Annotated in this window: 20 protein-coding genes; 15 read left to right on the top strand and 5 right to left on the bottom strand. The window is 68.6% G+C overall.

From position 1 onward, the window contains the following. Positions 1-30: 30 nt before the first annotated feature. The 5 genes from J0I43_RS16180 to J0I43_RS16200 all read left to right on the top strand — a co-directional run bounded on the left by J0I43_RS16180 (position 31) and on the right by J0I43_RS16200 (position 6,733). Positions 31-162: a hypothetical protein gene (locus tag J0I43_RS16180; protein ID WP_292866321.1), complete on the top strand. Its 132-nt coding sequence runs from the start codon at positions 31-33 to the stop codon at positions 160-162. Positions 163-261: 99 nt separating this feature from the next. Beyond that, positions 262-759: an HNH endonuclease gene (locus tag J0I43_RS16185; protein ID WP_292866325.1), complete on the top strand. Its 498-nt coding sequence runs from the start codon at positions 262-264 to the stop codon at positions 757-759. A 114-nt stretch (positions 760-873) separates the two neighbouring features. Beyond that, entirely contained in the window at positions 874-1,578 is a 705-nt protein-coding gene (locus J0I43_RS16190) for a hypothetical protein (RefSeq protein ID WP_367267561.1), read from the top strand. Next, complete coding sequence (locus tag J0I43_RS16195) at positions 1,578-3,257, top strand: DNA polymerase Y family protein (protein ID WP_292866331.1); 1,680 nt, start codon at positions 1,578-1,580, stop codon at positions 3,255-3,257. The genes J0I43_RS16190 and J0I43_RS16195 overlap by 1 nt, the downstream gene beginning before the upstream one ends. Beyond that, positions 3,257-6,733, top strand: a complete 3,477-nt coding sequence (locus tag J0I43_RS16200; protein ID WP_292866334.1) for an error-prone DNA polymerase — start codon at positions 3,257-3,259, stop codon at positions 6,731-6,733. Before J0I43_RS16195 ends, J0I43_RS16200 begins: the two co-directional genes overlap by 1 nt. Before the next feature lie 116 nt (positions 6,734-6,849). Here the strand turns inward: J0I43_RS16200 and J0I43_RS16205 are convergent, their stop codons facing one another. Further along, on the bottom strand, positions 6,850-7,131 hold the full coding sequence (locus J0I43_RS16205; protein ID WP_292866337.1) for a Fe-S cluster assembly protein HesB: 282 nt from the start codon (positions 7,129-7,131) through the stop codon (positions 6,850-6,852). 167 nt (positions 7,132-7,298) lie between these two features. Between J0I43_RS16205 and poxB the strand changes: the two genes are divergently transcribed. From poxB to J0I43_RS16220, 3 genes are all read left to right on the top strand, one after another. Further along, on the top strand, positions 7,299-9,029 hold the full coding sequence (gene poxB, locus J0I43_RS16210) for a ubiquinone-dependent pyruvate dehydrogenase (RefSeq protein ID WP_292866340.1): 1,731 nt from the start codon (positions 7,299-7,301) through the stop codon (positions 9,027-9,029). Positions 9,030-9,100: 71 nt separating this feature from the next. Then, a complete protein-coding gene (locus J0I43_RS16215; protein ID WP_292866343.1) occupies positions 9,101-11,542 on the top strand; it encodes an acyltransferase family protein in 2,442 nt (813 codons plus the stop codon). Positions 11,543-11,641: 99 nt separating this feature from the next. Beyond that, the gene (locus J0I43_RS16220; RefSeq protein WP_292866346.1) at positions 11,642-12,451 is read left to right on the top strand and encodes a phosphatase PAP2 family protein; all 810 of its coding nucleotides are present in this window, start codon (positions 11,642-11,644) and stop codon (positions 12,449-12,451) included. Positions 12,452-12,806: 355 nt separating this feature from the next. Here J0I43_RS16220 and J0I43_RS16225 read toward each other — a convergent pair whose 3' ends face one another. Continuing rightward, positions 12,807-13,937, bottom strand: coding sequence for a site-specific integrase (locus J0I43_RS16225; protein WP_292866349.1), 1,131 nt, complete (start codon positions 13,935-13,937; stop codon positions 12,807-12,809). Between the two features lie 837 nt (positions 13,938-14,774). Here J0I43_RS16225 and J0I43_RS16230 point away from each other — a divergent pair. Continuing rightward, entirely contained in the window at positions 14,775-15,347 is a 573-nt protein-coding gene (locus tag J0I43_RS16230; RefSeq protein ID WP_292866352.1) for a hypothetical protein, read from the top strand. A gap of 220 nt (positions 15,348-15,567) precedes the next feature. Then, positions 15,568-16,026 carry a hypothetical protein gene (locus J0I43_RS16235; RefSeq protein ID WP_292866355.1) on the top strand — a complete coding sequence of 153 codons (459 nt, stop codon included), beginning with the start codon at positions 15,568-15,570 and terminating at the stop codon, positions 16,024-16,026. Positions 16,027-16,200: 174 nt separating this feature from the next. Here the strand turns inward: J0I43_RS16235 and J0I43_RS16240 are convergent, their stop codons facing one another. Next, positions 16,201-16,374: a hypothetical protein gene (locus J0I43_RS16240; protein ID WP_292866358.1), complete on the bottom strand. Its 174-nt coding sequence runs from the start codon at positions 16,372-16,374 to the stop codon at positions 16,201-16,203. Positions 16,375-16,400: 26 nt separating this feature from the next. Here J0I43_RS16240 and J0I43_RS16245 point away from each other — a divergent pair, with 26 nt between their 5' ends. Together J0I43_RS16245 and J0I43_RS16250 are read left to right on the top strand one after the other, a co-directional pair. Continuing rightward, positions 16,401-16,793, top strand: coding sequence for a hypothetical protein (locus tag J0I43_RS16245; RefSeq protein ID WP_292866361.1), 393 nt, complete (start codon positions 16,401-16,403; stop codon positions 16,791-16,793). A 79-nt stretch (positions 16,794-16,872) separates the two neighbouring features. Beyond that, positions 16,873-17,217: a hypothetical protein gene (locus tag J0I43_RS16250; RefSeq protein ID WP_292866364.1), complete on the top strand. Its 345-nt coding sequence runs from the start codon at positions 16,873-16,875 to the stop codon at positions 17,215-17,217. A 106-nt stretch (positions 17,218-17,323) separates the two neighbouring features. Here the strand turns inward: J0I43_RS16250 and J0I43_RS16255 are convergent, their stop codons facing one another. Beyond that, complete coding sequence (locus J0I43_RS16255; RefSeq protein WP_292866367.1) at positions 17,324-17,890, bottom strand: HNH endonuclease signature motif containing protein; 567 nt, start codon at positions 17,888-17,890, stop codon at positions 17,324-17,326. Positions 17,891-18,021: 131 nt separating this feature from the next. Here J0I43_RS16255 and J0I43_RS16260 point away from each other — a divergent pair, with 131 nt between their 5' ends. Beyond that, positions 18,022-18,750: a hypothetical protein gene (locus tag J0I43_RS16260; protein ID WP_292866370.1), complete on the top strand. Its 729-nt coding sequence runs from the start codon at positions 18,022-18,024 to the stop codon at positions 18,748-18,750. Here J0I43_RS16260 and J0I43_RS16265 read toward each other — a convergent pair. Then, complete coding sequence (locus J0I43_RS16265) at positions 18,690-21,482, bottom strand: DNA methyltransferase (RefSeq protein ID WP_292866373.1); 2,793 nt, start codon at positions 21,480-21,482, stop codon at positions 18,690-18,692. The genes J0I43_RS16260 and J0I43_RS16265 overlap by 61 nt on opposite strands. 13 nt (positions 21,483-21,495) lie before the next feature. On the opposite strand from J0I43_RS16265, the gene J0I43_RS16270 reads away from it, so the two are divergent. Further along, positions 21,496-21,864 (top strand): DUF1905 domain-containing protein, encoded by a 369-nt coding sequence (locus J0I43_RS16270; protein ID WP_292866376.1) that lies wholly within the window; start codon positions 21,496-21,498, stop codon positions 21,862-21,864. Positions 21,865-22,260: 396 nt separating this feature from the next. After that, a complete protein-coding gene (locus J0I43_RS16275) occupies positions 22,261-24,996 on the top strand; it encodes an AAA family ATPase (protein ID WP_292866379.1) in 2,736 nt (911 codons plus the stop codon). The last annotated feature ends 773 nt before the right edge of the window (positions 24,997-25,769 follow it).

Consider the following 25,769-nt stretch of genomic DNA (forward strand, 5'->3'; position numbering starts at 1 on the left):
CGACGCTCGCAGAAGCCGAGGGGGAAGCTGATGGACGCAGCAGGAGCAGGCATCCGCACCATGGATGCCCTCTGCCGGAATGTCTCCGGTCGCTACGTCCTGCGGCATCGCGTGCACGAGAGTCGCGGCATCCGCCGCGCGACGAAGGCGCTGTCTCGATGACGGCGCCTTTTTTCGTGCCCGCACGCTCCTTCCCGGGGCCTGCGCGCGTCGACCGAGAGGCCCGCTGAAGCCGTCAGGGGCCGTTCGAGAGGACGCCGCATGCGCACACTGGTACTGAACGCAGGATACGAACCGCTCGCCATCGTCTCCTTCAAACGAGCCCTCGTGCTCGTCATGAACGAGAAGGCCACCGTGATCGAGCACATCGACGGGAACCCCGTCTGGGGGCTGAGGGGGCCGTTGGACCGCCCCGCCGTCATCGTGCTGACACGGTATGTCCGGGTTCCGGGGGCGCGCCGGGTGCCCGTCACGCGCCGCGGGGTGCTGCGGCGCGACGCGCACCGCTGCGCCTATTGCGGCGCCGGCGCCACGACGATCGACCACGTGCTGCCGCGCTCGCGCGGGGGAGCGGATTCGTGGGAGAACCTCGTCGCCTGCTGCCTGCGCTGCAACAACGTCAAGGGCGATCGCACGCCGCAGGAGATGAACTGGGAGCTGCGTTGGATGCCGCAGCCGCCGCGGGGCGCGCAGTGGACCGTGCGGGGCACGGAGCGCTCCGACCCTGCCTGGGAGCCGTACCTCTCGCTCGCCGCCTGATTCCGAGGCTTCTCCGGCGGCTCCGGTCGCGATGTCGGATGCCGTGATTATCTTCGATCTCACCGGATTGAAGTACTAGAACAGAAGTTCTAGCCTGGTGAGGTGAGGACGATCATGGCGGACGCGGGGGCGATCCAGGCGCTGCGCGCGCAGGTGGAGCGCCTGCAGGGGCGCCGCCTCGACGTGCCCGTGCTGCCGGTGCCGCCGGCGCTCGCCGAGCTCCTCCCCGGCGGCGGCCTGCGCCCGGGGTCCTCGTACGCGCTCGGGCGCTCGACGTCGCTGCTGTTCGCGCTGCTCGCCCGCCCGTCGCAGAGCGGCGCGTGGTGCGCCGCGGTGGGGATGCCGCACCTCGGTGCCGAGGCGGCTCGGGCGGCGGGGGTCGACCTGTCGCGGCTCGTCCTCGTGCCCGACCCCGGGCAGCGCTGGCTCGCGGTCACGGCGGCGATCGCCGACGTGTTGCCGGTCGTCGCGGTGCGTCCGCCCGCGCGCGCGAAGGATGCCGACATCGCGCGCCTGGCGGCCCGCATGCGCGAGCGGGAGGCGGTGCTGCTCGTGCAGGGGCCGTGGCCGCAGACCGAGGCGATGATCGACGTCGGCGACCCGTCCTGGTCGGGTCTCGGCGAGGGCTACGGACTGCTCGACGGGCGTGAGCTGACCGTCACAGTGACCAGTCGCCGCTTCCCGTCTCCGCGCACGGGCCGCGTGCTCCTGCCGGATGCCGCGGGCGCCGTCTCCGGCGTCACCGGAGCCTCCGCCACCTTCGCCCCCGAGAAGCACAGCGTCGAACCGCGCTGGGGCCTGTCGCGGGCGGTGGGCTGATGGTGACGCCGTCGGATGCCGCGCCGCGCACGCTCGTCGTGTGGGTGCCGGACTGGCCGATCGTCGCGCTCTTCCGGGACGGCGACGACCCGCCCCCGCAGGGCGCGCCCATCGCGATCTTCGCGAAGGGCGCAGTGGCGGCCTGCTCGGCGGCGGCGCGTGCCGAGGGGGTGCGCCGGGGCCAGCGCCGGCGCGACGCGCAGGCGCGGTGCCCGCACCTGGAGGTCGTGCTGGACGATCCGGTGCGCGATCACCGGGCGTTCGCGCCCGTCGTCGCCGCCGTCGAGGAGGCCGCCCCGGGCGTCCAGGTGGTCCAGCCCGGGCTCCTCGCCCTGCGGGCGAGGGGGCCGGAGCGCTTCTACGGGGGCGAGGCGGCAGCGGCGACCGTGCTCGCCGGCACGGTCGCCGCGCAGGGTATCGGCGATGTGCGCGTCGCCGTGGCGGACGGCGCCTTCACGGCCGAGCAGGCCGCGCGAGTGGGGACACGGGCATCCGACCCGTTGCGGATCGTGCCGTCCGGCGCCGCCTCCGCCTTCCTCGCTCCGCTGTCGGTGGCCGTGCTCGACGACGACATCGTGAGCCTGTTCGGCCGGCTCGGCGTGCAGACTCTCGGGGCCGTGGCCGCCCTCGGCCCGGAACGGCTGAGCGAGCGCTTCGGCGCGCGCGGCGCGCGGCTGTACGCTCTGGCATCCGGTCGGGACCCCCGGTCCGTGCAGGCGCGGACACCGCCGCCCGAACTGCACCGCGAGATCTCCTTCGAGCCGCCCGTGGCGCTCGCCGACCAGATCGCGTTCGCCCTCCGCATGCCCGCGGAGGAGTTCACTCTGCGCCTGGGGGAGCGGGGGCTCGTCTGCACCGAACTGCGCGTCGTGCTCACGGGCGAGCACGGCGATCGCAGTGAGCGGGTGTGGCTGCACCCCGGCGCGTTCGACGCCGCGGCGATCGTCGACCGGGTGCGATGGCAGCTCGCCGAGCAGGGGAGCGCCGCTTCTGCGGGCAGGCGCATCACGGGGCTGCGCAGCGCGGTCACGAGCGTGCGGATCGAGCCGGAAGGGGTGGATGCCGCCGCGCACCACACAGCGCGCCTGTTCGGCTCGGGGCCCGAGGAGCGCGTGCACCACGCGCTCTCCCGGGTACAGGCGATGCTCGGGCACCAGGGCGTCCTCACGCCGGAGATCGGCGGGGGGCGCTGGCTCGCCGAGCGGCAGCAGCTCGTGCCGTGGGGGGACGTGCGGGCGGATGCGCGCCGACACCCGGTGGGATCGGCGGGGCAAGCCGGGCCGGCGGGACAGGCGCCGCCGCCGTGGCCCGGGAGCCTGCCCGGACTGCTGCCGACCTCGGTGTTCGCCCCGCCCGTCCCCGTGGCGGTGCTCGATCGCGACGGGGACATGGTGGCGGTGGATGCCCGGGGAGAGGTCACCGCCGACCCCGTCTGGATCCTGGTGCCGACGCCGCCGGCGCGCGCTGCGTCGGGGCGCGAGGCGCCGGGGCCGGGGCCGGGCGACGGGGCGCGGCGCGGCATCCGGCACTGGGCGGGCCCCTGGCCGGTCGCCGAGCGCGGTTGGGATCCGGTGCGAGCGCGGGCCGCGCACCGCTTCCAGGTCGTCGACAGTGCGCAGTCGGCGTGGCTGCTCGTGTGCGAGGAGGGCAGCTGGCAGGCGGAGGGGGTGTACGACTGATGGGATTCAACAACCCCTCCGTGACGTGGTCGGAGATGGAACGGCTCCTCAGTGGGCGCGCGAAGGAGCCCGACGGCGGCGACGGTCCGGCGTTCTCACGCAAACGCGGGACGTACGAGGCGCCGCCGATCCCACGCCCCGCCGATCCCGTGCCCTATGCCGAGCTGCACGCGCATTCGTCGTACTCGTTCCTCGACGGGGCGTCCTCTCCCGCGGAGCTCGCCGAGGAGGCCGAACGGCTCGGACTGCACGCGCTCGCCGTGACCGACCACGACGGCTTCTACGGGATCGTGCGCTTCGCCGAGGCGGCCGAACAGCTGCACGTGCAGACGGTGTTCGGCGCCGAACTGTCGCTCGCGGACGATCCGTTCTCCGGGGCGCCTGCCCGCGGCGGGCCGGCCGATCCGGGCGGGACGCACCTGCTCGTCCTCGCCCGCGGCGAGGAGGGCTACCACCGCCTCGCCGCCGCGATCACGCATGCCCAGCTCGCCGGGGGTGAGAAGGGGCGCCCGCGCTACGACCTCGATGACCTCGCCACGCAGGCGGACGGTCACTGGGCCGTGCTCACCGGATGCCGCAAGGGCGCCGTGCGGCAGGCCCTGGCATCCGGGGGCGCCGCAGCGGCCGGCGACGCTCTCGACGCACTCGTCCGGCGGTTCGGCCGAGACGCGGTGAACGTCGAGCTCATCGACCACGGCGGCCCTGCGGACACGCGCGACAACGACGTGCTCGCCGCGCTCGCCGCGGCGCGGGGGCTGCCCGTCCTCGCGACGAACAACGTGCACTACGCCGTGCCCGAACGCGTGCACCTGGCGGCGGCCGTCGCCGCGGTGCGAGCGAATCGCGGGCTCGACGAACTCGACGGATGGCTCCCCGCGCATGCGAGCGCGCACCTGCGCTCGGGGGCGGAGATGGCCCGTCGCTTCCGGCGGTACCCCGGGGCGATCCCGCGCACCGTCACCCTCGCCGACGAGCTCGCGTTTCCGCTCCGCCGTGCCAAACCCGCGCTGCCGAAGACGGACGTGCCGGAGGGGCACACACCGATGTCGTGGCTGCGGAAGCTCGTGTGGGATGCCGTGCCGCGCAAGTACCCCGATGCGTCGGACGACGATCGTGCGCGCATCGAGAAGGAGCTCGCCGTCATCGAGCAGAAGAACTTTCCCGGGTACTTCCTCATCGTGCACGGGATCGTCAAGGAAGCGCGGGAACGAGGCATCCTGTGCCAGGGGCGCGGGTCGGCCGCCAACAGCGCCGTCTGCTATCTGCTCGACATCACGGCCATCGACTCGATCTTCTACAACCTGCCGTTCGAGCGGTTCCTCTCCGCGATGCGCGATGAGGAGCCCGACATCGACGTCGACTTCGATTCGAACCGACGTGAGGAGATCATCCAGTGGGTGTTCGACACGTACGGGCGCGAGCGTGCGGCGCAGGTCGCGAACGTCATCCAGTACCGACCCAAGAACGCCATCCGCGACATGGCGAAGGCGCTCGGCCACTCGCCGGGGCAGCAGGATGCCTGGTCGAAGCAGGTCGAGCGGTGGGACGGCCTCGTCCCGGGGGCCCACGACATCCCCGAGCGGGTGCTGGAGTACGCCGGCGCGCTGATGAAGGCGCCGCGCCACCTCGGCATCCATTCGGGCGGCATGGTCCTCACCGAGCGTCCCGTCGGCGAGGTCGTGCCGATCGAGCACGCGCGCATGGTCAACCGCACCGTCATCCAGTGGGACAAGGACGATGCGGCGTGGATGGGGCTCGTGAAGTTCGACCTGCTGGGGCTCGGCATGCTCGCAGCTCTCCAGTACTGCTTCGACCTCATCCGGGGCGCGACGGGGGAGGAGTGGTCGCTCGATGCGATCCCGAAGGAGGAGCAGGCGGTCTACGACATGCTCTGCCGGGCGGACTCGATCGGGGTCTTCCAGGTGGAGTCGCGCGCACAGATGGGGCTCCTGCCCCGGTTGCAGCCGCGGCGCTTCTACGACCTCGTGATCGAGATCGCGTTGATCCGGCCCGGCCCGATCCAGGGCGGGGCGGTGCATCCGTACGTGCGGCGCAAGGTGCAGGGCGAGACCGTGACGTATGCCCACGAGAAGCTGAAACCCGTGCTCGAGCGCACCCTCGGCATCCCGATCTTCCAGGAGCAGCTCATGCAGATGGGCATGGCCGTGGGAGATCTCACGGGCGAGGATGCCGATGTGCTGCGCCGCGCGATGGGGTCCAAGCGCGGCATCGAGCGGATCGAGTCGGTGAAAGAGAAGCTCTACGCCGGGATGGAGCGCCACGGCCTCGTGGGCGAGGTCGCCGACGACATCTACGCGAAGATCCAGGCGTTCGCGAACTTCGGCTTCGCCGAGAGCCACTCGCTGTCGTTCGCGCTGCTCGTCTACGCATCGTCTTGGCTGAAGCTGCACTATCCCGGCGCGTTCCTCGCGGCGCTGCTCCGCGCGCAGCCGATGGGGTTCTACTCTCCGGCATCCCTCACCGCCGACGCCCGCCGGCACGGCGTGCAGGTGCTGCGCCCCGACCTCCACGCGTCCGGCGCCGACGCGACCCTCGAGCCGCTCGAGTCTGTCGGGCCTGTCGGGCCTGCCGGTGATCGAGTGCCGCCTGTGGCGCTTCTCGGTGATCGAGTGCCGCCGCGCAGCGGCGGTGTATCGAGATCACCCGCCCCGACGGGCAAGGCCACCTGCACCGACTGCCGCCAGCCGCCCGTGCCCCCCTTCGACGCCGCCGCTCCCGACGAGTCCGCCGCGCACCGTCGTGACGGGGCGTTCGCCGTGCGGCTCGGCCTCGCCGCGGTCACCGGGGTCGGACAGGCGCTCGCGCAGCGGATCGTCGCGTCACGCGAGGCGGAGGGCCCGTACCGCGACCTCCGCGATCTCGTCCGCCGCACGAACGCGACCGAGGCGCAGGTCGAGGCGCTCGCTACCGCCGGGGCGTTCGAGAGCATGGGCATCTCGCGGCGCGAGGGACTGTGGATGGCGGGGGATGCCGCGAAGGACCGTACCGAGTTCCTCGAGGGCACGCTCGTGTCGGTGCAGCCGCCGCTGTTTCCCGACCAGTCGAGCTACGACATCCTCGCCGCCGATCTCTGGGCGACGGGCATCTCGACCGACGATCATCCGCTCGTGCACTACCGATCGCAGCTGGACGCGCGGGGGGTGCTCACGGCGCGCGGCCTGCGCACGCACGAGGTGGGGCGGCGGGTCGAGGTCGCGGGGCTCGTCACGCATCGCCAGCGCCCGGCGACGGCGTCCGGGATCACATTCCTGAACCTGGAGGACGAGCACGGGCTCATGAACGTGATCTGCTCGAAGGGGGTGTGGGACAGGTATCGGCGCGTGCTGCGGGATGCCCCGGCCCTCATCGCCCGCGGCATGCTGGAGCGCTCCCCGGAGGGGGTGACAAACCTCGTCGCCGATGCCTTCGAAGACCTGCGGATCGGGGTGCGGCACCGCTCCCGCGACTTCCGGTGACCCACCCGGTGATCGAGTGCCGCGGCGCAGCCGCGGTGTATCGAGATCACACCCCCACGAAGGACGGCGCCCCGGCATCGTGTGCCGAGGCGCCGCCCATGGTTCGAGTATCGGGATCAGCGCTTCTGCGCGAGGGCGAACCCGACTCCGCCGTTGTCGTCGATCTGCGCGTCCAGCACGCGGTCGCCGAGCTGTACGGTCGAGACCGCGTCGACGAAGACCCGCGCCCCGGCATCCTCGACGACCGTGTCGCCCTGCTCGGGGCCGTCGGCGAGGGTGACGGCGTAGCCCTCATTCGGGGCCGTGGCCTGCGCGATCCGCAGGCCCGCGGTGTCCGTCGGCAGCTTCTGGACGAGGTGCTTGACGGCGGTGGTGGCGTTCTCGGTGAGTGTGAGCATGGTGCTCTCCTTCCGTGGAGTGCTTCCGTGGATGAGTCGGCCACGATGCCGAGAATGCGCGCCGATCGCAACCTCTGACACGCCTTCGGGCGGTTCTCACACGGGATACGGAGGTTCGGCGTGTCAACCCTGCACCGTGTGCCGCGACCCGGGCGTAGCGTCGAACCATGGCGAACGTTGCGGACTTCTTCATCGAGACTCTCAAGCGGGCCGGCGTCGACCGGGTGTGGGGGCTGCCCGGCGACTCCCTGAACGCGTTCACCGACGCGCTGCGCCGCGACGGCGGCATCCGCTGGCTGCATATGCGACATGAAGAGGCGGCGGCCTTCGCCGCGGGGGCGGATGCCGAGCTGACGGGCGATCTCGCCGTCGTCGCGGGGTCGTGCGGCCCCGGCAACCTGCACTTCATCAACGGCCTGTTCGACGCGAACCGCAACCGGGTGCCGGTGCTCGCGATCGCATCGCACATCCCGTCGGCGGAGATCGGCAGCACGTACTTCCAGGAGACGCACCCGCAGGAGCTCTTCCGCGAGTGCAGTGTCTACACCGAGCTCGTCTCCGACCCGGCCCAACTGCCGTGGGTGCTCGAGATCGCGATGCGCACGGCGGTGGAGAAGCGCGGCGTCGCCGTCGTGGTGGTGCCCGGCGACGTGTTCTTCGCCGATGCGCCGAGCCGGCGGCCCACCGCGCCGATCCGTGCCACGCGATCGAGTGTGCTGCCGGATGCCGCAGACCTCCGCGCCGCCGCCGACATCCTGAACGGAGCGAAGAAGGTGACGATCCTCGCCGGCGCGGGCGTCGCGGGTGCGCACGACGAGGTCGTGGCGCTCGCCGCGAAGCTCCAGGCGCCGATCGTGCACGCCCTGCGCGGCAAAGAGCACATCGAGTGGCAGAACCCGTACGACGTCGGGATGACGGGGCTTCTCGGCTACGCGTCGGGGTATCGCGCGATGGAGAAGTGCGACGCGCTGCTCATGCTCGGCACCGACTTCCCGTACCGCCAGTTCTTCCCCGAGAAGGCGAAGATCGTGCAGGTCGACCTCCGCGGCGAGCAGCTCGGGCGGCGGACGCCGATCGATCTCGGGCTCGTCGGGGGTGCGCGCGAGACGGCGGAGGCGCTGCTTCCGCTCATCGCCGAGGGGCGGTCGGCGACGTTCGCGGAGGAATCCGTCGAGCACTACCGCAAGACCCGGAAGGGCCTCGACGAGCTCGCCGTCGACGACGGCAAGGCCCCGGTGCACCCGCAGTACGTCGCACGGCTGCTCGATGAGCTGGCGACTGAGGATGCCGTGTTCACGGCCGACGTCGGAAGCCCCGTGATCTGGGCGGCGCGCTACCTGACGATGAACGGACGGCGGCGGCTGCTGGGATCGTTCCTGCACGGATCGATGGCGAACGCGATGCCGCAGGCGTTGGGCGCCCAGGCATCCGATCGGGGTCGTCAGGTGATCGCGCTCGCCGGCGACGGCGGGCTCGCGATGCTGATGGGTGATCTGCTGTCGATCCGGCAGAACGATCTGCCGGTGAAGATCGTCGTCTTCAACAACGCGTCGCTGAACTTCGTCGAACTGGAGATGAAGGCCGCCGGGATCGTCAACTTCGGGACGGGGCTCGAGAACCCGTCGTTCGCCGCCGTCGCCGAGTCGGTCGGCATCACCGGCATCCGCGTCGAGAAGGCGTCGGAGCTGCGCGACGCGCTCACACGTGCGCTCGCGACTGACGGCCCGGTGCTCGTCGACGTGGTGACGGCGCGCGAGGAGCTGTCGATGCCGCCGTCGATCACCGCGGCGCAGATGAAGGGCTTCACGGTGTGGGCGCTGAAAACGGTGCTCTCGGGGCGCGGCGACGAGCTGCTCGACCTCGCCGACACGAACGTCTGGCGGCGCCTCTTCCACTGACGGCGGACGCGCTCCACGGGAGCTCTGTGTTCGTGGGTGCACTCGGGTCTGGGAGCGCTCCCGTAGAGTGGATGCCGCTTCCCGACACCATGACTTCTCCCACCGCCTCCCGACGTCGAGACATCCAAGGGCTGCGCGCCCTCGCTGTGCTCGCGGTGATCGGCGCGCACGCCGCCGGGTGGCCGCGCGGAGGGTTCGCCGGGGTCGACGTCTTCTTCGTCATCTCCGGGTTCGTCATCACGGGTGCGCTGCTCCGCGAGCAGCGGAGTGCGGGCCGGATCTCGCTGGCGCGCTTCTATGCCAGGCGAGCCCGGCGGCTGCTCCCCGCGGCCGTCATCACGATCGCCGCGGTCGTCGGCACGAGCTTCGCGGTCTTCCACCGCGCCCGTGCCGACCAGATCCTCGGGGACGGTGTGGCGGCACTGCTCCTCGCCTCGAACTGGCGATTCGCGGCGCAGGGGAGTGACTACTTCGCCGCGACGACCGCGGTCTCCCCGCTGCAGCACTTCTGGTCGCTGTCCGTGGAGGAGCAGTTCTACCTCGTCTGGCCCGGCCTGCTGATCGTCCTTCTCCTGCTCGTGCCGCGCGCAGCTCGTGCGGGGCGCCGGGCAGCGATCCTCGTCGGAGTGGCCTCCGCCGTCGTCGTGGTGGCGTCGTTCGGCATCGCGGTGGTGCAGAGCGCGCAGAACCCGTTGCTCGCGTACTTCTCGACTGCGACGCGCGCGTGGGAGTTTGCGGTGGGCGCGTTCCTCGCCGCGGCGGCGCCCCTGGCGCGTCGGCTCCCCGCGGCGATGGGTGGCCTGCTCGCGCTCGCGGGGACGGTCGGGATCGTCGCGGCGTTGTTCGTGCTCGAGCCGTCCGGGCCTGGATTCCCCGGGCCGTGGGCGGCGCTGCCCGTCGGAGCGACGGTCCTCGTGATCGTGGGCGGCGCGGTCGCACCCCGAGCGATGCTCCTGCCCCTCACCAATCCCGTGAGCGTCTTCACCGGGGATGCCTCATACTCGCTCTACCTCTGGCACTTCCCCGTCGTGGTCTTCGCGGCCGCCGTGGTTCCCGTATCGGCGTGGTCACTGCCCGTGATCCTCGCGGCCACTGCGGTGCTGGGGATCGCCTCGTACCTCCTCGTCGAGCAGCCGCTGCGGTACGCGCCGTTCTTGGGCGCGCGGCTGCCTGCGGCGCCGCCGGCGGCGTCCTCAGCGTCCGACGCGGCGCCCACGGGGCTCGTCACGGCGGAGAGCGCGCCATCGGCATCCATCGATCAGCTCGTCGCGGCATCGCGTCCTGACACGGTGTCCGAACCCGCCCCCTCGGCGTTCTTGTCGCGCCGACCGGAGGGCTGGCAGCCCGGGACGCGGTACTTTCCGGGTGCTGTGCGTCCGGCATCCGTCCCAGCGGTGGACTCTCCCGTGGCATCCGTGTCGCCAGCGCCGGCGCCGGCGCCAGCGGCGCGGGCGGTGCCGCCGCCTCCCGTCCCGCCGGCATCCGACGACGCCGGGAGATCCTCCATCGACGCATGGCGCGAGCGGTTCGGCAGCCAGATGACCCTGACCGCGGCGGCGCTGGTCGTGGCGGGGCTGCTCGGCGTGCTCTACGCGCAGAATCTCGTCGCTCCGAACACGTCGCCGGCGGCCGGACAGTCCCCGCCGACGGTCGCGGCTCCGGGAGATCCGACGGCGGCGCTGCAGAGCGACCTCGCCGCGGCCGCGGCCGCGACGACCTGGCCCGAGCTGCATCCCTCGCTCGATGAGGTGATGGCGCAGTCGTCCGGGGCGAATCCGGCGCGCGCATGTTTCTCTCCCTCTCCGGCTCCGAGCGCGCCGGACTGCACGTGGGGGTCTCCGGACGCGCCTCACCATCTGTATCTGGTGGGCGATTCGACGGCGATGGCGTACGCGCCTGCGCTGCGCGAGCTGGCGCAGAACAGCGGTGGCGCGATCCGCGTGACGACGGTCGGCCTGTATGGATGCCGCTTCACGGACGTGCTCGTGCAGAACGACGACCCCGACGTGATGAACGCGTGCCCCGGCCGCAAGGCGGACGTCGCGGCGATGATCGCGGCCGATCGACCCGAGGCCGTCCTGGTGTCGAACGCCTACACGCTCGCGCAGACCGCGGACGGGCGCGACCTCTCGGCGAGCGATCTCGCCGGAGCGGAGGCGGCCGAGGTGGCGTCGTACGACATGGCGGGCAGAGTCGTGTTCCTCGCCGCTCCGCCCGAGGGTGCGCCGCTCGGCAATTGCTACACGCAGGTCGGATCGCCGTACGCGTGCGCGACGAGCGTCAACCAGACGTGGACCGACATCCAGGCGGCGATGGAGCAGATGGCCGCCGCTCGCGGAGAGCACGTCATGGACTCCCGCCCGTTCACGTGCTGGAACGACGTCTGCCCGGCGTTCGCGGGCACCCTCCCCATCCGCTATGACCAGACGCACCTCACGGTCGACTACTCCGCGCACATCGCGCCTTACCTGTGGTGGTGGCTCACCTCGAACGGGGTCGTGCCCCCGTCCTGAGCGGTCTCGGAGGCGTGCCGCGCGCCCACGACACGCGATCGTCGGATTCTCTGGGCGCGTTCTGCGCGATCCTTCATGTGCGCGTGCGAGCATCTCAGCATGAGAGCAGCACCCCGCGCCTGGCACTTCGTGGCCGCCGCCGCCGCGCTGGCGGTGGTGCTCGCTGCGTCGTACCTGTTCTTCGTGCAGGGCTACATGGGTCAGCTGATCGACGAGCAGGCCCGCACGGGCGCGCAGTTTGCGCTCGTCGCGCAGGCGTCGACGCTGCTGGATGCCGTGCCCCTGCTCAGTGCGGGACTGGTCGTCGTCGCGGTGCTCATCGGAGTGATCCGCCGGCAGGTGCTCGCGACGACCGTCGCGCTGTGCGTCGTCGCCGCGGCGAACCTGACGAGCCAGCTGCTCAAGCACGAGGTGCTCACACGGCCGGACAACGGGGCCACGGGGACGTGGCACAACTCATTCCCCTCCGGGCATACGACGGTGATCGTGTCGGCCGTGTTCGCGCTGTTCCTCGTCAGCGCCCCGCGGCTGCGGCCGTTCATCGCCGGGATCGGGTCGCTCGCGATCATCGCGGTCGGAGCGCTCCTCGTAGGGAGCCAGTGGCACCGGCCCAGCGATGTCGTCGCGGGGGTGCTCGTGGTGGCGATCTACGTCTTCCTGGGCGGTGCGGTACTCGCGCGGGTGCGCCCGGCGGCGCCCTCGGCACCGCGCACCGGCGTCGCCGGCACGGTGGCTCTCCTCGTGCTCGCCGCCGCCGCCGCGGCCGCGGCGCTCACGCTGGCTTACCTGACAGCGGATGCCTCGACGGAGGGCACCGCCGCGGCCACTGCGGCCGGGTTCGTCGCGATCGCCGCAGCGACCGGGGGGAGTGCCGTGCTGGCATCCCGCCTGTTCCGTCGCATCGGCTGAGCGCCGGTCTTGGGCGGTGGGCGGCTTCGGGTCGCCCGTTGGGAGCCCGCTCGGCCGGTAGACTCGACGGGCCCGCCTCTGTAGCTCAGTGGAAGAGCAGGCGCGTCCTAAGCGAATGGTCGGGGGTTCGAATCCCTCCAGGGGCACACTCTTTTTTTTCCTCTGACCAGGTATTTCTTCCGTGGTCAGACCTCTCAAAATGCGTTTTTGCCCGCTTTTTGCCCGCATTTGTAAAAGCTATGAGCCCAAAACAAGGCCCTTCAGAGGGCTTCAAACGGCGCCTCAGAACGCCGAAATCCGAGCCGATTTCGCGGTTCGAGCCTCTTCGGGAAACTGAGCAATCTGCTCTCGTGGGTCACTTCGGACGCCGGTAACGCGTCTGCGGACCCGCCGGCAGCGCGATCAGTGGCATCGCGTCGTTAAGGCGCGATGCGACGGCATCCAGATCGTCGTCGAAGAGGTCGGCGTAGGTGTCGAGCGTCATCGCCGCGGACGCGTGCCCGAGCATCCGTTGCACCGCCTTGACATTGGCGCCGGAGCTGATCGCGAGCGATGCGGCCGTGTGGCGGAGGTCGTGCGGCGTGAGCCGAGGGATCGACGGATCGATCGCCTGCGCGCGCTTCACCGCGTTCGCGAACCAGCCCTGGCTGCCGGAGTTGCGCATGTGGTGGATGCCGTCGCCGAAGAGCAACCCTTCGGGGCCCTTGCCGGCACACGCCTGCTCGATCATCGGAGCGAGGCGATCGGGATAGGGGACCGAGCGCTTTTCGTGCGTCTTCGGCGTGCCCACGTGGATCTCGTAGCCGATCATCACCGCGTTCTCTTCGATGACGAAGCGCTTACGCAATCGATTGACACTGCGCACGCGTAGTCCTGTCGCCTCGCCCCAGCGCAGGCCCGTGTACGCCAGCGTCAGGACCATCGTCGGGTGCGCCGAGCACGCCGCCAGCGTCGCAACCTGATCGTGCGAGAGATAGACGCGACGCTTGCCCGGCCCCCGTCGAGGGAGGTTGCGGATGTGGCGGGCCGGATTGCTCGCGAGGCGGCGATCATCGATGGCGACATCGAGGATGCCGGCGAGGACCCCGAGAGCACGAAGGACGACGGTGCTCGACTTCTCCGTCGCGAGTTCCGATACCCAGTCCTGGACTTCAGAGCGCCGGATCGACCAGATCTCCCGGTCTGCCCAGACCGGAGCGACGTGATTCTTCCACGCGCGCTCGAGCGTCATGTAATACGAGGGCTTTGACATCGGCGGTCTCTTCGATCGCAGCCAGCTGTCGGCGAACATTTGGACAGGAACCCGCGACGATGTCGGATCGATGTACTCACCCTTCGACTTCGACACCGTGACCATCGAGAGGTATTGCTGCGCGTCGCGCATGGTCGTGAAGCCGCGCTTCTCGGCCGCAGTGTGATCCGGCTTGCGGTAGCGCACGCGGTAGCGGCGGCCCTTCACCGTCTCGTACGGGGTGATGGTGCCCATCTCGACCTCCGCCCGTGCCCTGTTGTTGGTCAGTATCGGGCCAGTGTCAGACATTGGTGCGAGGCCGTCAATGCTACTGACGCTAGATGTAGATAGATGGCGGCAAACGTCGTTCCCGGAGTCTGAGCAACATCTATCGCTGGAACGCGCCTCAGGCAGCGCGTAGCGTCAATCGCGGATCCATCGGCGGGCGGCGTACGGTGAACGTGCGTCACCGTGCCTGGATGATCCTCAACTGACCGGCCGGTGCGTCAACGGGCTGGGTCGGGCTGCTGCGCGCTGGGCGAGGTGCGCGGGCGCGCGGGTCGGCGCTGCCGGTTGGTGGTGCGGCGGGTGCTGCTCGACTCGGGGGATGGGGTGGTGCGTCGGGGAGAGAGGCCCACTCCCGGGGAGGTGGTGTCTGAAGGCTCAGCCCCGCGCGACTCCCCACCAGTCACGGCTCAGCACGCCGAGCGACGCCGGCGTCTTGTTGTTGCCCAGCGCCGGTTGTAGCCGCGATGCGATGCGCGAAGGTTCGTGATGTCCTCGGCGCGCTCAGGGTAGTCCTTCACGGGGTAGACACGGTCGGGCTCGAATGTGGCGTCGACAGACGCGTCCGTGATGCCGTAGTCGATGGGTCGGCCGCAAAGCGGAACACGGATGCGCCTGGGCGCGGAACTGCTTGCGGATCGCCTTCCAGCGATGCGTGCTGCGACCGGCGTGCTTCGCAACGACCGCCTGGGACTTTTGTGCCACGATTCCTCCTCGGGCGTCGCGCACGCCGGGTTGTAGGTTTGCGCCATGACGCCTACCACGATGACTCGCACGGATGGCTGGACGCTCTCAGCGGAAGGATTGATGCCATCGGACATCAAACTCGACGAGGTCCTGCGAACCATCAGCGCGTGCAACGATCTTTACGATGTGAGCCGATGGCTTACTGTTCGTCAAGGTCCGCGTTCGCCGCATGTGCGGCGGCTTCACCTCGGCAGTCCTCTAGAGATCGTCCTGCTTGTCTCGGGCTCGCTCGCCGGAACGCTCTTTGTCATCTCGAAGGCCGTGAGGCACATCGTCGAATCGGCGAAGGCAAGCGCTGAGATCTACAAGCTGGAGGCGGAGACGGCGTACATCGAGAGTCAGGACCAGCAGCTCCGGAACGACATCGCCCTTCGACGTACCTATCTAGGTTCTGCTGAGGGCCGGAAGATCGTGAGGGATGAGCTGGCCTTCGCACTCGCGAAGTCGGATGCGCCCGTCGGTTTAAGGAAGGACGCCGTTCGGGTACTCGATGAGGAGACCAGGCCCAGAGACGAGCCAATGGAGCCTCGGCCGATAGCCAGAAATGCCGCTGAGCTCAACGTTCGCGCCCTGATAGAAGCAGCGAACTTGCTCGGCATTTATGGCGTTCGAGTCGACGTCGAGCAAGAGTAGCTCAGACAGAGCCCGAGTGACAGCGACCTCCGCTTGCGCTCAGGCCAGGGGGAGGGAAGGCGGTCCACCCGGGACTCGTCGTGTCCGCGCGGCGATAGCGGCGAGGACCCTCTAACGAGAGCTCAGAGCCCGGCGCAAGCGCCACCGGAGGCGTCGTCAGCCGCTCACCTCGCGGTGCCCGATAGTCTGCGTCGAGACGAAGCGGGGACGAGGAGACGGCGTGACGAGCACGGTGCAACCGAGGTCGGCGGAGCAGAACAAGCGGGAGGGCCGCGCGATGTGGTGGCGAGCTACTCTTGTGCTTGGGGTGATGCTTGTCGGCTACCTGGCGTCGGTCGTTCTCGTAGGGCTGGACTCAGTGACTAGCGACACGACCTTCGGTGATCGCTTTGCGCGGGCTGCCATCATCGCGGTGTTCGTTGCGCTCGTCGGCGCAGCGCTTCGGGCGATGGCACACGAGCGAGATAAGGCGCTCGACTTCATCGGTAAGCTGTTCGCGTTGTGTGCGACGGCGATGGGTGCCGCGGCTGCTCTGCTGGCTCTTCCCGCCGACACTGCGCAACGAGTCACGAACGGCTCGCTGGTCCTGCTCGTCATCATCGGACTGTCTGCCGTCGAGGCGATCCTGCTGAAGTTGCGCGCACGATCTAGGGCCAAACGCAGCGCCCTCGATGAGTAGCGACGTGGACCTGAACTCGCAGGGTGGGCGGACCGGGCAGCTGGAGGGGGAGCGGGCGGGAGGTCTTCGCGGACCGCGGATGGGCGTATTGCGGCACAGCCGAGCACGTGGCCTCGGCGAACATCGTCGCCGTGCGGGCTCTCACGGAACTGTCGGCTACGCGAGCCCCACGGCTCACTCTCGCTGACCCGGATCGACCTCGGTCCCGCACCCCTCACAGCGCCAGACCGGGTGGCAGTCGAGCTCGACCGCGGTCATCGGGTGGAGGCACGACGAGCAGTTCGGCGTCCACTTCGCGGCATCACGCGCGGCGCGTTCTGCACGCTGCCGCGCGACATCGTCGATCACGCGGCCAGCGTACTCACTAGTAGCGCGTGTTCGTCCTCGGGCTCGTAGAGTCGGCTCTTCTCTGGATCACTGGCGCGCTCGGATTCGGGGCGTACCTCGGGGCAGTTGGCGTCGAAGCGCCCATCGTTTTGGGGGCGCTGTGTGTAGTGTTGCTGCTTACTAAGGCGGTCAGCTCGAAGATCTCGATGAGGCGATCCCCGAAGGACGTGCGCCGGAGTTATTTCGCGACGGTCGGCAATATGTTCTCGGCCGACGTCACGAACCCGTCCCGCGGCCTCTTCGCGTTCGTCGGTGCGCGCAAGGTGATCGACGGAAGTCGCGGCCGCCGCGCGTGGTCTTGGACGGTGGTGTCGGTCCACTTCCTATGGGCTCTCGCGCTGATTGTGACCCTTGCCGTCATCCTGGCAAGCTGGCTCTGATCTACGGATAAGTTCTCGGGCTAGACGCGCCGAATCGTGCATCCCGGCGGCAGCCCGTCGCCGCAGTTTCCGCTGGTAGATGACCGTCAAACACTGGGCGCACCTGGAAGCGAGCGTGCGCGCCGCCCTCAACGAAACTACCGGTTTTGGACACGCCGACAGGATCTCGGTCGATGACCGGCGCGAGTTCTTCAACCCTGACCGGATCTGGATCGACTTCGCCGCCGACTATCTCAATCTTGTGCTCGCTGGTGTCGGCCATTGGCGCGAAGAGTCATCCACTCGACGCGCGCGGCGAATGCGGATCCCCAACTTCGATCGGTGGCTCCAGGAAGCCGGCCGCTACTTTCCGGGCCTAGGAACCTGGCCATCACCCGAGTCGCTCAAGGAACGCCGCGTTAGGCGGCGGTCATTGCTCCCCTGACCACTCGGTGACGCGTGAGGTGGCCGGGCCGGATCCTCTTGCGGGCATTGCCCGGAGGCGGCCCGCAATCGTGCGTTCGGGCATCGCTCGCCTGCAGTGGTCAGCCTCAGGGGAGTCTCCGCGCGTCACGGATCGCGGAAACGTAGTCGGCGCCAATTTCCGTCAAAAGGTAGGCCGCCCGCAGGATGATCATGTCCGGCATGTCTTCGGGGCCGTCGTTCGGGAGTGCAACGGCGACGAGCCCGTCAGTAACAGAACCGTGCTCCTCGCTGCCACGTTCCAACACCCCAGCGTCGAGTAGCTGCATCAGCAGGATGTCAAAGTCGCCAGGCAGAAACACGAGGCGCTCTTCGGGATTCCGCACGAAGTGTTCCAGCACGCGCCGTTCGATATCGCCGAATCGCCCAGCGAGCTCCATCTGATTGGCCTTGATGACTTTAAGGGAGGCAGCATTGATGTCGCGCGCGGCCGACCCGGCTCGCTTCATGGCATGGTGCGTGGGGCAGAGAACGATCAGATTCTTATAGTCGTGCCGCCTAGTTACCGCCCATTCCACAATGTGATCGATCTCCAAAGCAGCGTTAGTGCCGCACCCTGGAATAGAGCATCGCCATCCCGCATCAATCAAGACTTGCCGTTCGAGGGCTGCAGGAATTGCGGTGCGGTTGCTCACAGCGAGACGATACTCCGGGAGTGCGATGTTCCCGGACGATCGGATCCCCTACGGGCGCTGCGCGAATGAGGGAACATCTCGGGCAGACTGAGGTGATGAGTCCCTCTCGCCGGTCTCGTCGAGGTACGACCGTGGTGGTCGCCGCCGTCGGCACAGCACTCGTGCTGGGATATGCCGCCCTGGCGCTCGTCCAAATTCTCTATCTCAAACCCCTTGCTGCGGCGCCCAGCCGAACCCTTGCCGAGATCCACAGCGATCTTGCGGCGGCGGGTGAAAGCCTCGGTGCACCGATGGCGTTCGTGATCATGGGTGTCGGTCCGATCTTTGCGGTCGTGATCCTCGGACTCGCTGTCGCTCGACGGATCACGAACCCATGGGTCACAGCTCTGATCTACCTGGCGGTGCTCACCGTCGGGCCGGGCGCGTACTTCGTTGCGAGTTTCGGAGCCGGGATGTCACTCGCGGATACCTACGGCATCAGTGGTGGCGACGACTCGCCGTGGGCACGTCCTTTTTGCGTTGTCAGCCTCGCAGCGGCGGTATCGCTGGTGGCTGCGGCGATCGTTGGGACCAAGAAGAGCCGATTTGCGCCGCCATCAGATCGCGTGGCGAACGTGACCTTGCCTGACGGCCTGCGGACTCGCGCAGTACGGGCCGAGAGGCTGGAGTCCGATCCCTCCACGCGCCGCGCCCGAGCTGGGCACCTGTGCGTGCGATCCAGGCGCGAGGCGCTATGCCGCAAGGTGAAAGCCTCGGAATGTGTTCTGTGCGCAGCGCTCCGCTCGGCGCTCGCCCAGGACTACTTGCCGCGCTTGGCCGACGGCGCTATCGGCACAAGCCCCTGGACGGCGTCGGCGTAACGAGTGAAGAGTTCCGTGAGAATCCTCTCCTCGGTGGCATTGGAGCGCAGACCCAGCGGCGACATCGTTGCTCGGTCCAGTTGCGTGTGAGCCTTCCTCAGCGCAGATGGCATGGAGTTCACTCCGTACAGGTCGGCGAGAGAAGAGTCGGGGAACGTCGCCCGGGCATCGAGCACCGCCTGCGCGGCTGTCGCGATCGCCTTCTCGTGCGCTGGCGTCATCTTCGGGAACGGGAACGTGTTGTAGGTGAGAGTCGCCGAAATGCGCGTGTCGTTCTTGATGCGCCCAGACACCGCTCGGTTCCAGACATTGAAGACCCGGGAGGAAAGCCACCCGAAGGTGGCCAGACTGCCGTCATCCACCACGAGCACGGCATCGTTGGTGATCACCTCAGGCGGCAACATGGCCATCGGCACGTAGTCGCGGTCTGAGGAAGTGTGGCGCGGAATGGCGATGTATTCGTTCTTGGGCTGACGAATCTCACCGAACTCCGCCGGCGTGTTCGCGAGTTTCTGCGTGGCTCCGCGCGAGCTCGCAGCGCGCAGTTGCCGCACTTTGCCGACGCGGCCCTTGAGCACCGGGGAGGCGCTGATGTCGGAAGGCTCGGCGGCAGGGAGCCACAGGCAGTAGCGCTCCTTGCCCTGGACGAGCTCGGTCGCACCGATGATGCGCCGGAGGTACTTCGCCGCGATGGGGTCGCTCTTTCGAATCTCCGCCGCCTCGGTTGCGTCGATGTTGCTCAGCCATCCGCCGTCGTTCGGCATGGAGCCGAAGTCCATCCGCGCTGAACCCGACACGAGAGGTGCCTTCCGGGCGTGCACGTACACCTCGGGTGCGTCGAGGAGATATCCGTTGATATGGCTGGCGGTGGTCAGCTCCGGCTGCCCCTTGACGTGCGAGTAAACCCACAGTTGCGGGCGCCGCGCGTTGGTCCGCATCGAGAAGCCGATGATGACCGCATGCACGGCTGCCTGACCGGGCGCGCCGTTGTCCCACGAGAACGTGCGGTGAGCGAAGTCGATGCTCATGCCCAGCGGTCCGAGCTGTTCCCAGATGAACGCTGGCTGCTCACCCTGGGTGATGCTGTTCGTCGCGACGAACGCTGCACGGCCTCCGCCCGTCATGCGGATGTGCCTCGCGGCGATGAGGAACCAGTTGGCGACGTAGTCGAGGTCGGCAGCTCCTCCGCTCTTGCCCCAGATTGCGATGGTCTGCTGGCTCTGCTTCGAACTGCGGAGGCGCGCTCCCAGCCACGGCGGGTTTCCGTAAAGATAGGTGTTTTCGCCCATCGGCACGACGCTTGCCCAATCGAGCTCGAGCGCGTCGGCGTGGCGTATGTCGGCGGCGTCGGTGAGTGGGAAGCGGTTGGTCGACCCGCCCAGGATGGACGTCATCTGCAGGTTCGCCTGGTGGTCCGCCAAGAACATTGCCACTTGCGCAATCTGAGAGGACCACTCCTCGTACTCGATGCCGTGGAACTGAGAAAGCTTCACCGCGACGGCGTCCGCACCGAGGCCGTCGAGCCCCGGCTGCATGGGGACGTACCCGAGCTCCTGCAGACGAATGGCGACACGGAGCTCGAGCTCGCGCAGGCGGGTGTACGTAACGACGAGGAAGTTCCCGCTGCCGCACGCAGGGTCCAGATAGTGCCCCTTGCCGAGATCACGGCGCAGCTCGCGGAGAGCGGAGACGTTGTTCCATCCGGATTCGAGCCGTGCGTATAGACGGTCCAGCACGAGCGGCTTAATGACCTTCATGATGTTCGCTTCGGATGTGTAATGCTCGCCAAGGCTGCGGCGGTCTACCTTCGACTTCACCGTCTGGAAGAGCGACCCGAAGATGGCGGGGGAGATGGTTGACCACTCGTACTCGGTGGTCGCGATGAGTGCTTTGCGCATCTCGGCGTTGAACGTGATGGTCGGAAGCCGCTCCTTGAAGAGCGGCCCGTTGACGTGGGGGAGGTCGGCGATTCCTCCGGACAGCGCGCTGCGCCGCGGATCGTGCAGCGGAGTGTCAAGGACCTCGAAAACCTCCTGGATGAGACCGCCGAGCCCCTGACCGCTCTCAGGAGTATCGGCGACGATACTCGCGAACAGCCCGTGTCCCACACGCTTCCACATGTTGGAGTCGTCGCCGAAATTGAGGAAGAGAAGTCGGACAAGGAAGACGGAGACGTTGTGCCCTGAATACCCCGCCTTCTCGAACGCGTTGTAGAGGGTCGCCATCAACTCGACGGCATGAGCGTCCGCCGACAGCTCCTGCAACGTGGCATCGGCTATTCCGTTGCTCAGAACATTCTTGAACCGCTCGATGTTATGTGCCAGTTCTTCCAGTTTCACCTCGACGCGGGTGTTGCGAAGAACATCAATGACGCGAATACGCGCGAAGTCGGAGATGAACAGCATGGGTGCGCGCTTGTTCGCCGGCAGCGACACCAGGTAGTCCCGTGCCTGCTGCTCGGCGACGTCGAGGTCCTTACCCCGCGACTTGTGCTCGACCAGGACGACGCCCGGGAAGAGAACATCGATGAAGTTGATGTGGCCGGTGCGAGCGCTCTTGACGGGCACCTCAAACTCGATGCCGGTGACCATGAGGTCGGCGATGCCTGCAACGTCGGTGAAGAAGTCACGCCAGAACGACTGCGCCAGGCTCTTCTCGCTCGAGGCGGACTTGTACTTTTCGGCGAATGCCGTTGCCGCCGCCGGAGCGAACGGCTCGTAAGGAGCGGTCACCCTCAGAGGCTATATGCGCGCCGGCCTGCGACTGGGAGACGCGGGCCGCGTTTGGGAGTTCCCCGCGCGGGTCAGGTTCCATGACCGCGCCGCGAGGGATGAGCGGCGCCACATCGCTCGACATCATACTTTCAGCGGCTCTCGGCGAGTGCGAGGAAGCGTCACCTGGCTGTGGGCGCGGCTGCCGGGCTCAGCCACGATCTTTGATATCCGCGGGTTAGTCAAGGTGTCGGGCACAGTGAACGATCACCCAGGCGACGGGGCTTTCATGGCACTCGGAGACGGCACGCACAAGCTCCCCATCGCCGCCGCGATTCTCCACGCAGTAGGAAGGAGTGAGGGCGTCGACGTCACGATCCACCCCACGCACCGTCGCACCTAGCGCTGGCCGCATACCGGTCGGTCAGCGCGCTATGCCGTCGCTTTCCTCATCCCTGTCGATGCCGCCGCCGCATGGTAACTGTGGGCATCGAGCTGCACGTCTGGCCCGCTCGGGCATGCGCACGACCAGCGAGCCTCTGCTGCAGCGCCACCGGCCCGTCTGAAGTGCCGGCGAATCATCCCACCTACCGATTGCTTAGCCCCAACAGACCACCAGGCGAAGACGGCGACAGACGAAGACACCAACGAAGAAGGGCAGAGAAACGAGGCCGGGAACAAGGACAATGCACGCAGGCATCCGGGATGAGCGCCGACGCATAACTGCAACGCGCTGGAAGTAGCAACAAGCGCAAAAAATACCTGGATAACGCCATATTCTCAGCGTTAGTCTGCCGCCATGCGCGGGGGGCTCGAACGGTGGAAGCGGGGCGTCGATTCGCGCGGCGTGCGACGGGCGATCGCGTACGCGCTGGAGGGAGTCTGCGACGCCCACCGGCCCTCGATCGCCGGCGTCGACGCACTGGAGACGTACGCCGAGGCATCCGACGCGACTGTCAGTCGCTTCATCGTCGCGAGCGGCAGGATCGGCAGCGACGAGCTCACGGCCGGTGGGCTGCGCGTCTGGATCACCGGGCACGATCCGATTACGGGGGAGGAACGCGGCCGCTCGCGGCTGAGCCCCGACGCCGACCTGCTCCTCGACGGAACAATCAATCACCCCAAGACGTACAGCATCGCCGCGCTCCTGCATCCCCAGCTCGCGGTGGAGTTCGAAGAGCTGCAAGACCGCCTCCGCGATCGCATCCTGCTCACGTGGCAGTCCGAGCTCAACGCCCGTCGCGGACACAACGGGACCATCCGCGAAGACATCACCCGCATCGAAGTGGTCGAACTGCAGCACCGGCGCTCGCGGGCCCTGGACCCGCACATCCACCGGCACCTGTGGCTCAACATCAAGGTGCTCGGTGCAGACGGTCGGTGGACGAACCTCGACTCCCGCGTCGCGATGAAGCTCCACACCGTTATCAACGCCGAAGGCGAACTCGCCGCGCGCACTGACCCCGCGTGGGTCGCGGCCCTCGCCCGCCACGGATACACGTTGAACGAGGCGGGGGAGATCGCCGCACTTGCCAGCGCCGTGCGTCCGCTCTCGCGTCGGTCCGCTCAGATCGAGCGCAATCGCGCGCGACTCATCGCTGAGTGGTCGACGGCAAATGGAGGAGCCCCGCCGAGCGTCGAGGTGCTGCAGCAGATCGACCGACGCTCGTGGGCGACCGCCCGACCCAACAAGCCCGCGCACCTCGACGAGGAGTCGTGGGAGGCGACCGTCCGCGACGAAATCGCGGCGATCGACGCAGCGCTGCTCGCCGGGCGCGCGGCTGTCGACGTGGCGCCTCTGCGCATCGACGACCTCGACCTGGACCTGCTCGCGGCGACCGCCGTCGTCGATGCCGATGAAAGGTCGACCTCGTCCAGCGGACGCTTCAGCGCCTTCGACCTTCGCGCGGGCGCGACCCGCGCGCTCTCGCGCAGCGGGATCGTCGCCGAGCGGGGGGAGCTCGACGACACCATCGCGGATATCACGCGCCGAGCCCAGGTGGCAACGCTGCGGCTCGTCGGCGGTGACGTGCCGCTCCACGTCAAGGCGTTCATGGCGAACTCGACCGTGATCGCGAAGATGCGGATCGGCGCGAGGCTCGACGCACTGGCCAAGCCGGGCCGGTCGCTGCTGCCGGCCGAGTTCCGTCGTACCGTTCCCGGCGAGGTCGGTCTAGACGAGTCGCAGCGTGCCGCGGCATCCGCCATCGCCGGTTCGCACGGACTCGTTGCCGTCATCGGACCCGCCGGCTCCGGTAAGACGACGATGCTGCGCGTTGCGTTCGACGCGCTCCGTGCGCAACGTCGCCGGATGCTCGTCGTGGCGCCGACGCGAAAGGCCGCATCGGTCGCGGCGCGGGAGGTCGGCGCCGCGGCATCGAGTCTGCACGCGCTCCTCGCGGACTACGGCTATCGCTGGGCGCCCGACGACGCCCGTGCGACCCAGTGGACCCGGCTCAGCCTCGGCGACGTTGACTCGGTCACAGGTCTGATCTACGCGGGGCCGAGCCGCTATCCGATGCGAGCGGGCGACCGCATCGTCGTCGATGAGGCGGGCATGGTCGATCTTGAGACCGCGAACGCGCTGACGGAGCTCGCGCTTGAGCAGCGCGTCGGGGTGGCGATGGTCGGCGACACGCACCAGGCGCTGCCGGTGGGTCACGCGGGCGCGATGGGTTCGGCGATCCGCCATGCGACGGCGCGAGTCGAGCTCGACAGCGTGCATCGGTTCCACGATCCCGAGTACGCCGCGCTGACCTTGCGGCTGCGGGATGTGGGGGAAGCGGCGGATGCTGTGACGGTGGCTGGCGACCTCGCCGAGCGGGACCACCTCGAGCGCGTGGATCACCGCGAAGCCGCCCGCGACCGGATGATCGACGAGTACTTCGCATGGCACGCGCGCGGCCTGCGCGTCGCGTTGGTGTCCGCCACGAACGCCGAGGCGGACGCTCTCAACGACGCGATCCAGCAGCGACGCGTCGACGTCGGCGAGCTCGACGCGCGGATCGCCGCATGCGGGATGGGGGAGCAGCGAATCCTCGTCGGCGACACCGTGCAGACCCGTCGCAATGACGCTCGCACCGGCGTCGAGAACCGTGCGCTGTGGATCGTGCGGGCGATTCGCGACGACGGGGTGCACCTCGCAGCGGCGAGTGACAGCGGCGAGCTGCGGCGAGTGCCGCATGCGTATGCGCTCGAACAGCTACAACTCGCGTACGCGTCGACCGTTCATGGGGTTCAGGGGGAGACGGCGGATGCCTCGATCGTTGGGCCCGACGTGGATGCTGCGGGGCTGTATGTGGGTCTCACCCGAGGGCGGATCCACAACGTCGCGATTGTGGTCGCGCGGACGGACGAGGACGCGCGCGAGTGTGCGGCGCGGTCGATGATGCGTGGTACGCCGGAGTTGACGATGCAGGATGCGGTGCGCGCGGCGGAGGTCGAGCGGCGGCGGGCGGCGCGGGACCGAGAGGCGGCGATGGCTAGCGGACCCGTGATTGCTGTGACGCCGGCGGGGCGCGGAATCGGGATCTAGTGTCGACCGCGTAGGGGACGCTCAACGACAAAGTTCGCGGGCGGGCACTACGAGCGGTCCAACCGGGCTCGTCGCGACGGCACACGAGTCGGCGAGCCTGTCGCGGTACGCGACCGGCATCGGTGCGGTCTCGCGGAGGACCTACGCCGTCCTTCCGTTGGAACATTCAACGCCCGCGACTGTCGCGGGAGGCGTCGACTCAGCCGGCGAATCCGGTGGACTCGATTGTTCCGTCCGCTACGGTGGTGATTGCTTGCGGGGCTTCGGGTACTCAGACCACATGCGCGCGAATTCACTGTCGTAGCGGCGCTCGAAGCGGAGCACCTCGTTAGCGTCGTCGAACGCAGCCGAGCGAACGAGGTTCTGTCGCTGCCGCATCGCGGGCAGGCCCAACCACTCCACGCTCGATGGGCGCGCAAAGGAATGCGTGAGGCTTCTCGGCCCGACGAAGGAGATCGTTTGTCTTCCCCGCTGATCAGTGGACTCGGATGACGGCGTGCACAGGTTGAGGCCAAATCCGAGGTTCTCAATCGACCTGACTGCGCGCCCTACGGACTCGAGAGTCGCCTCCATTGCGACGCCGCGTCGCGGGGTCCAGGAGACGAGCGACCGGCTGCGGATCACGGGTCAAGTCCCGTGGTGTGGTGTCACTCCGGTTGCTTCCTGGGGGTGGTGGTCAGGCGGTGAGGTGGAGCTCGGGGCGGGCGGGTTCGGTGTGCTCGGTGAGGATGTGGACGAGTCTGCGCATGGAGATGTCGGAGAAGTAGCGGCGT

The sequence above is a fragment of the Microbacterium sp. genome (genome assembly GCF_017305435.1).
Taxonomy (GTDB): Bacteria; Actinomycetota; Actinomycetes; order Actinomycetales; family Microbacteriaceae; genus Microbacterium.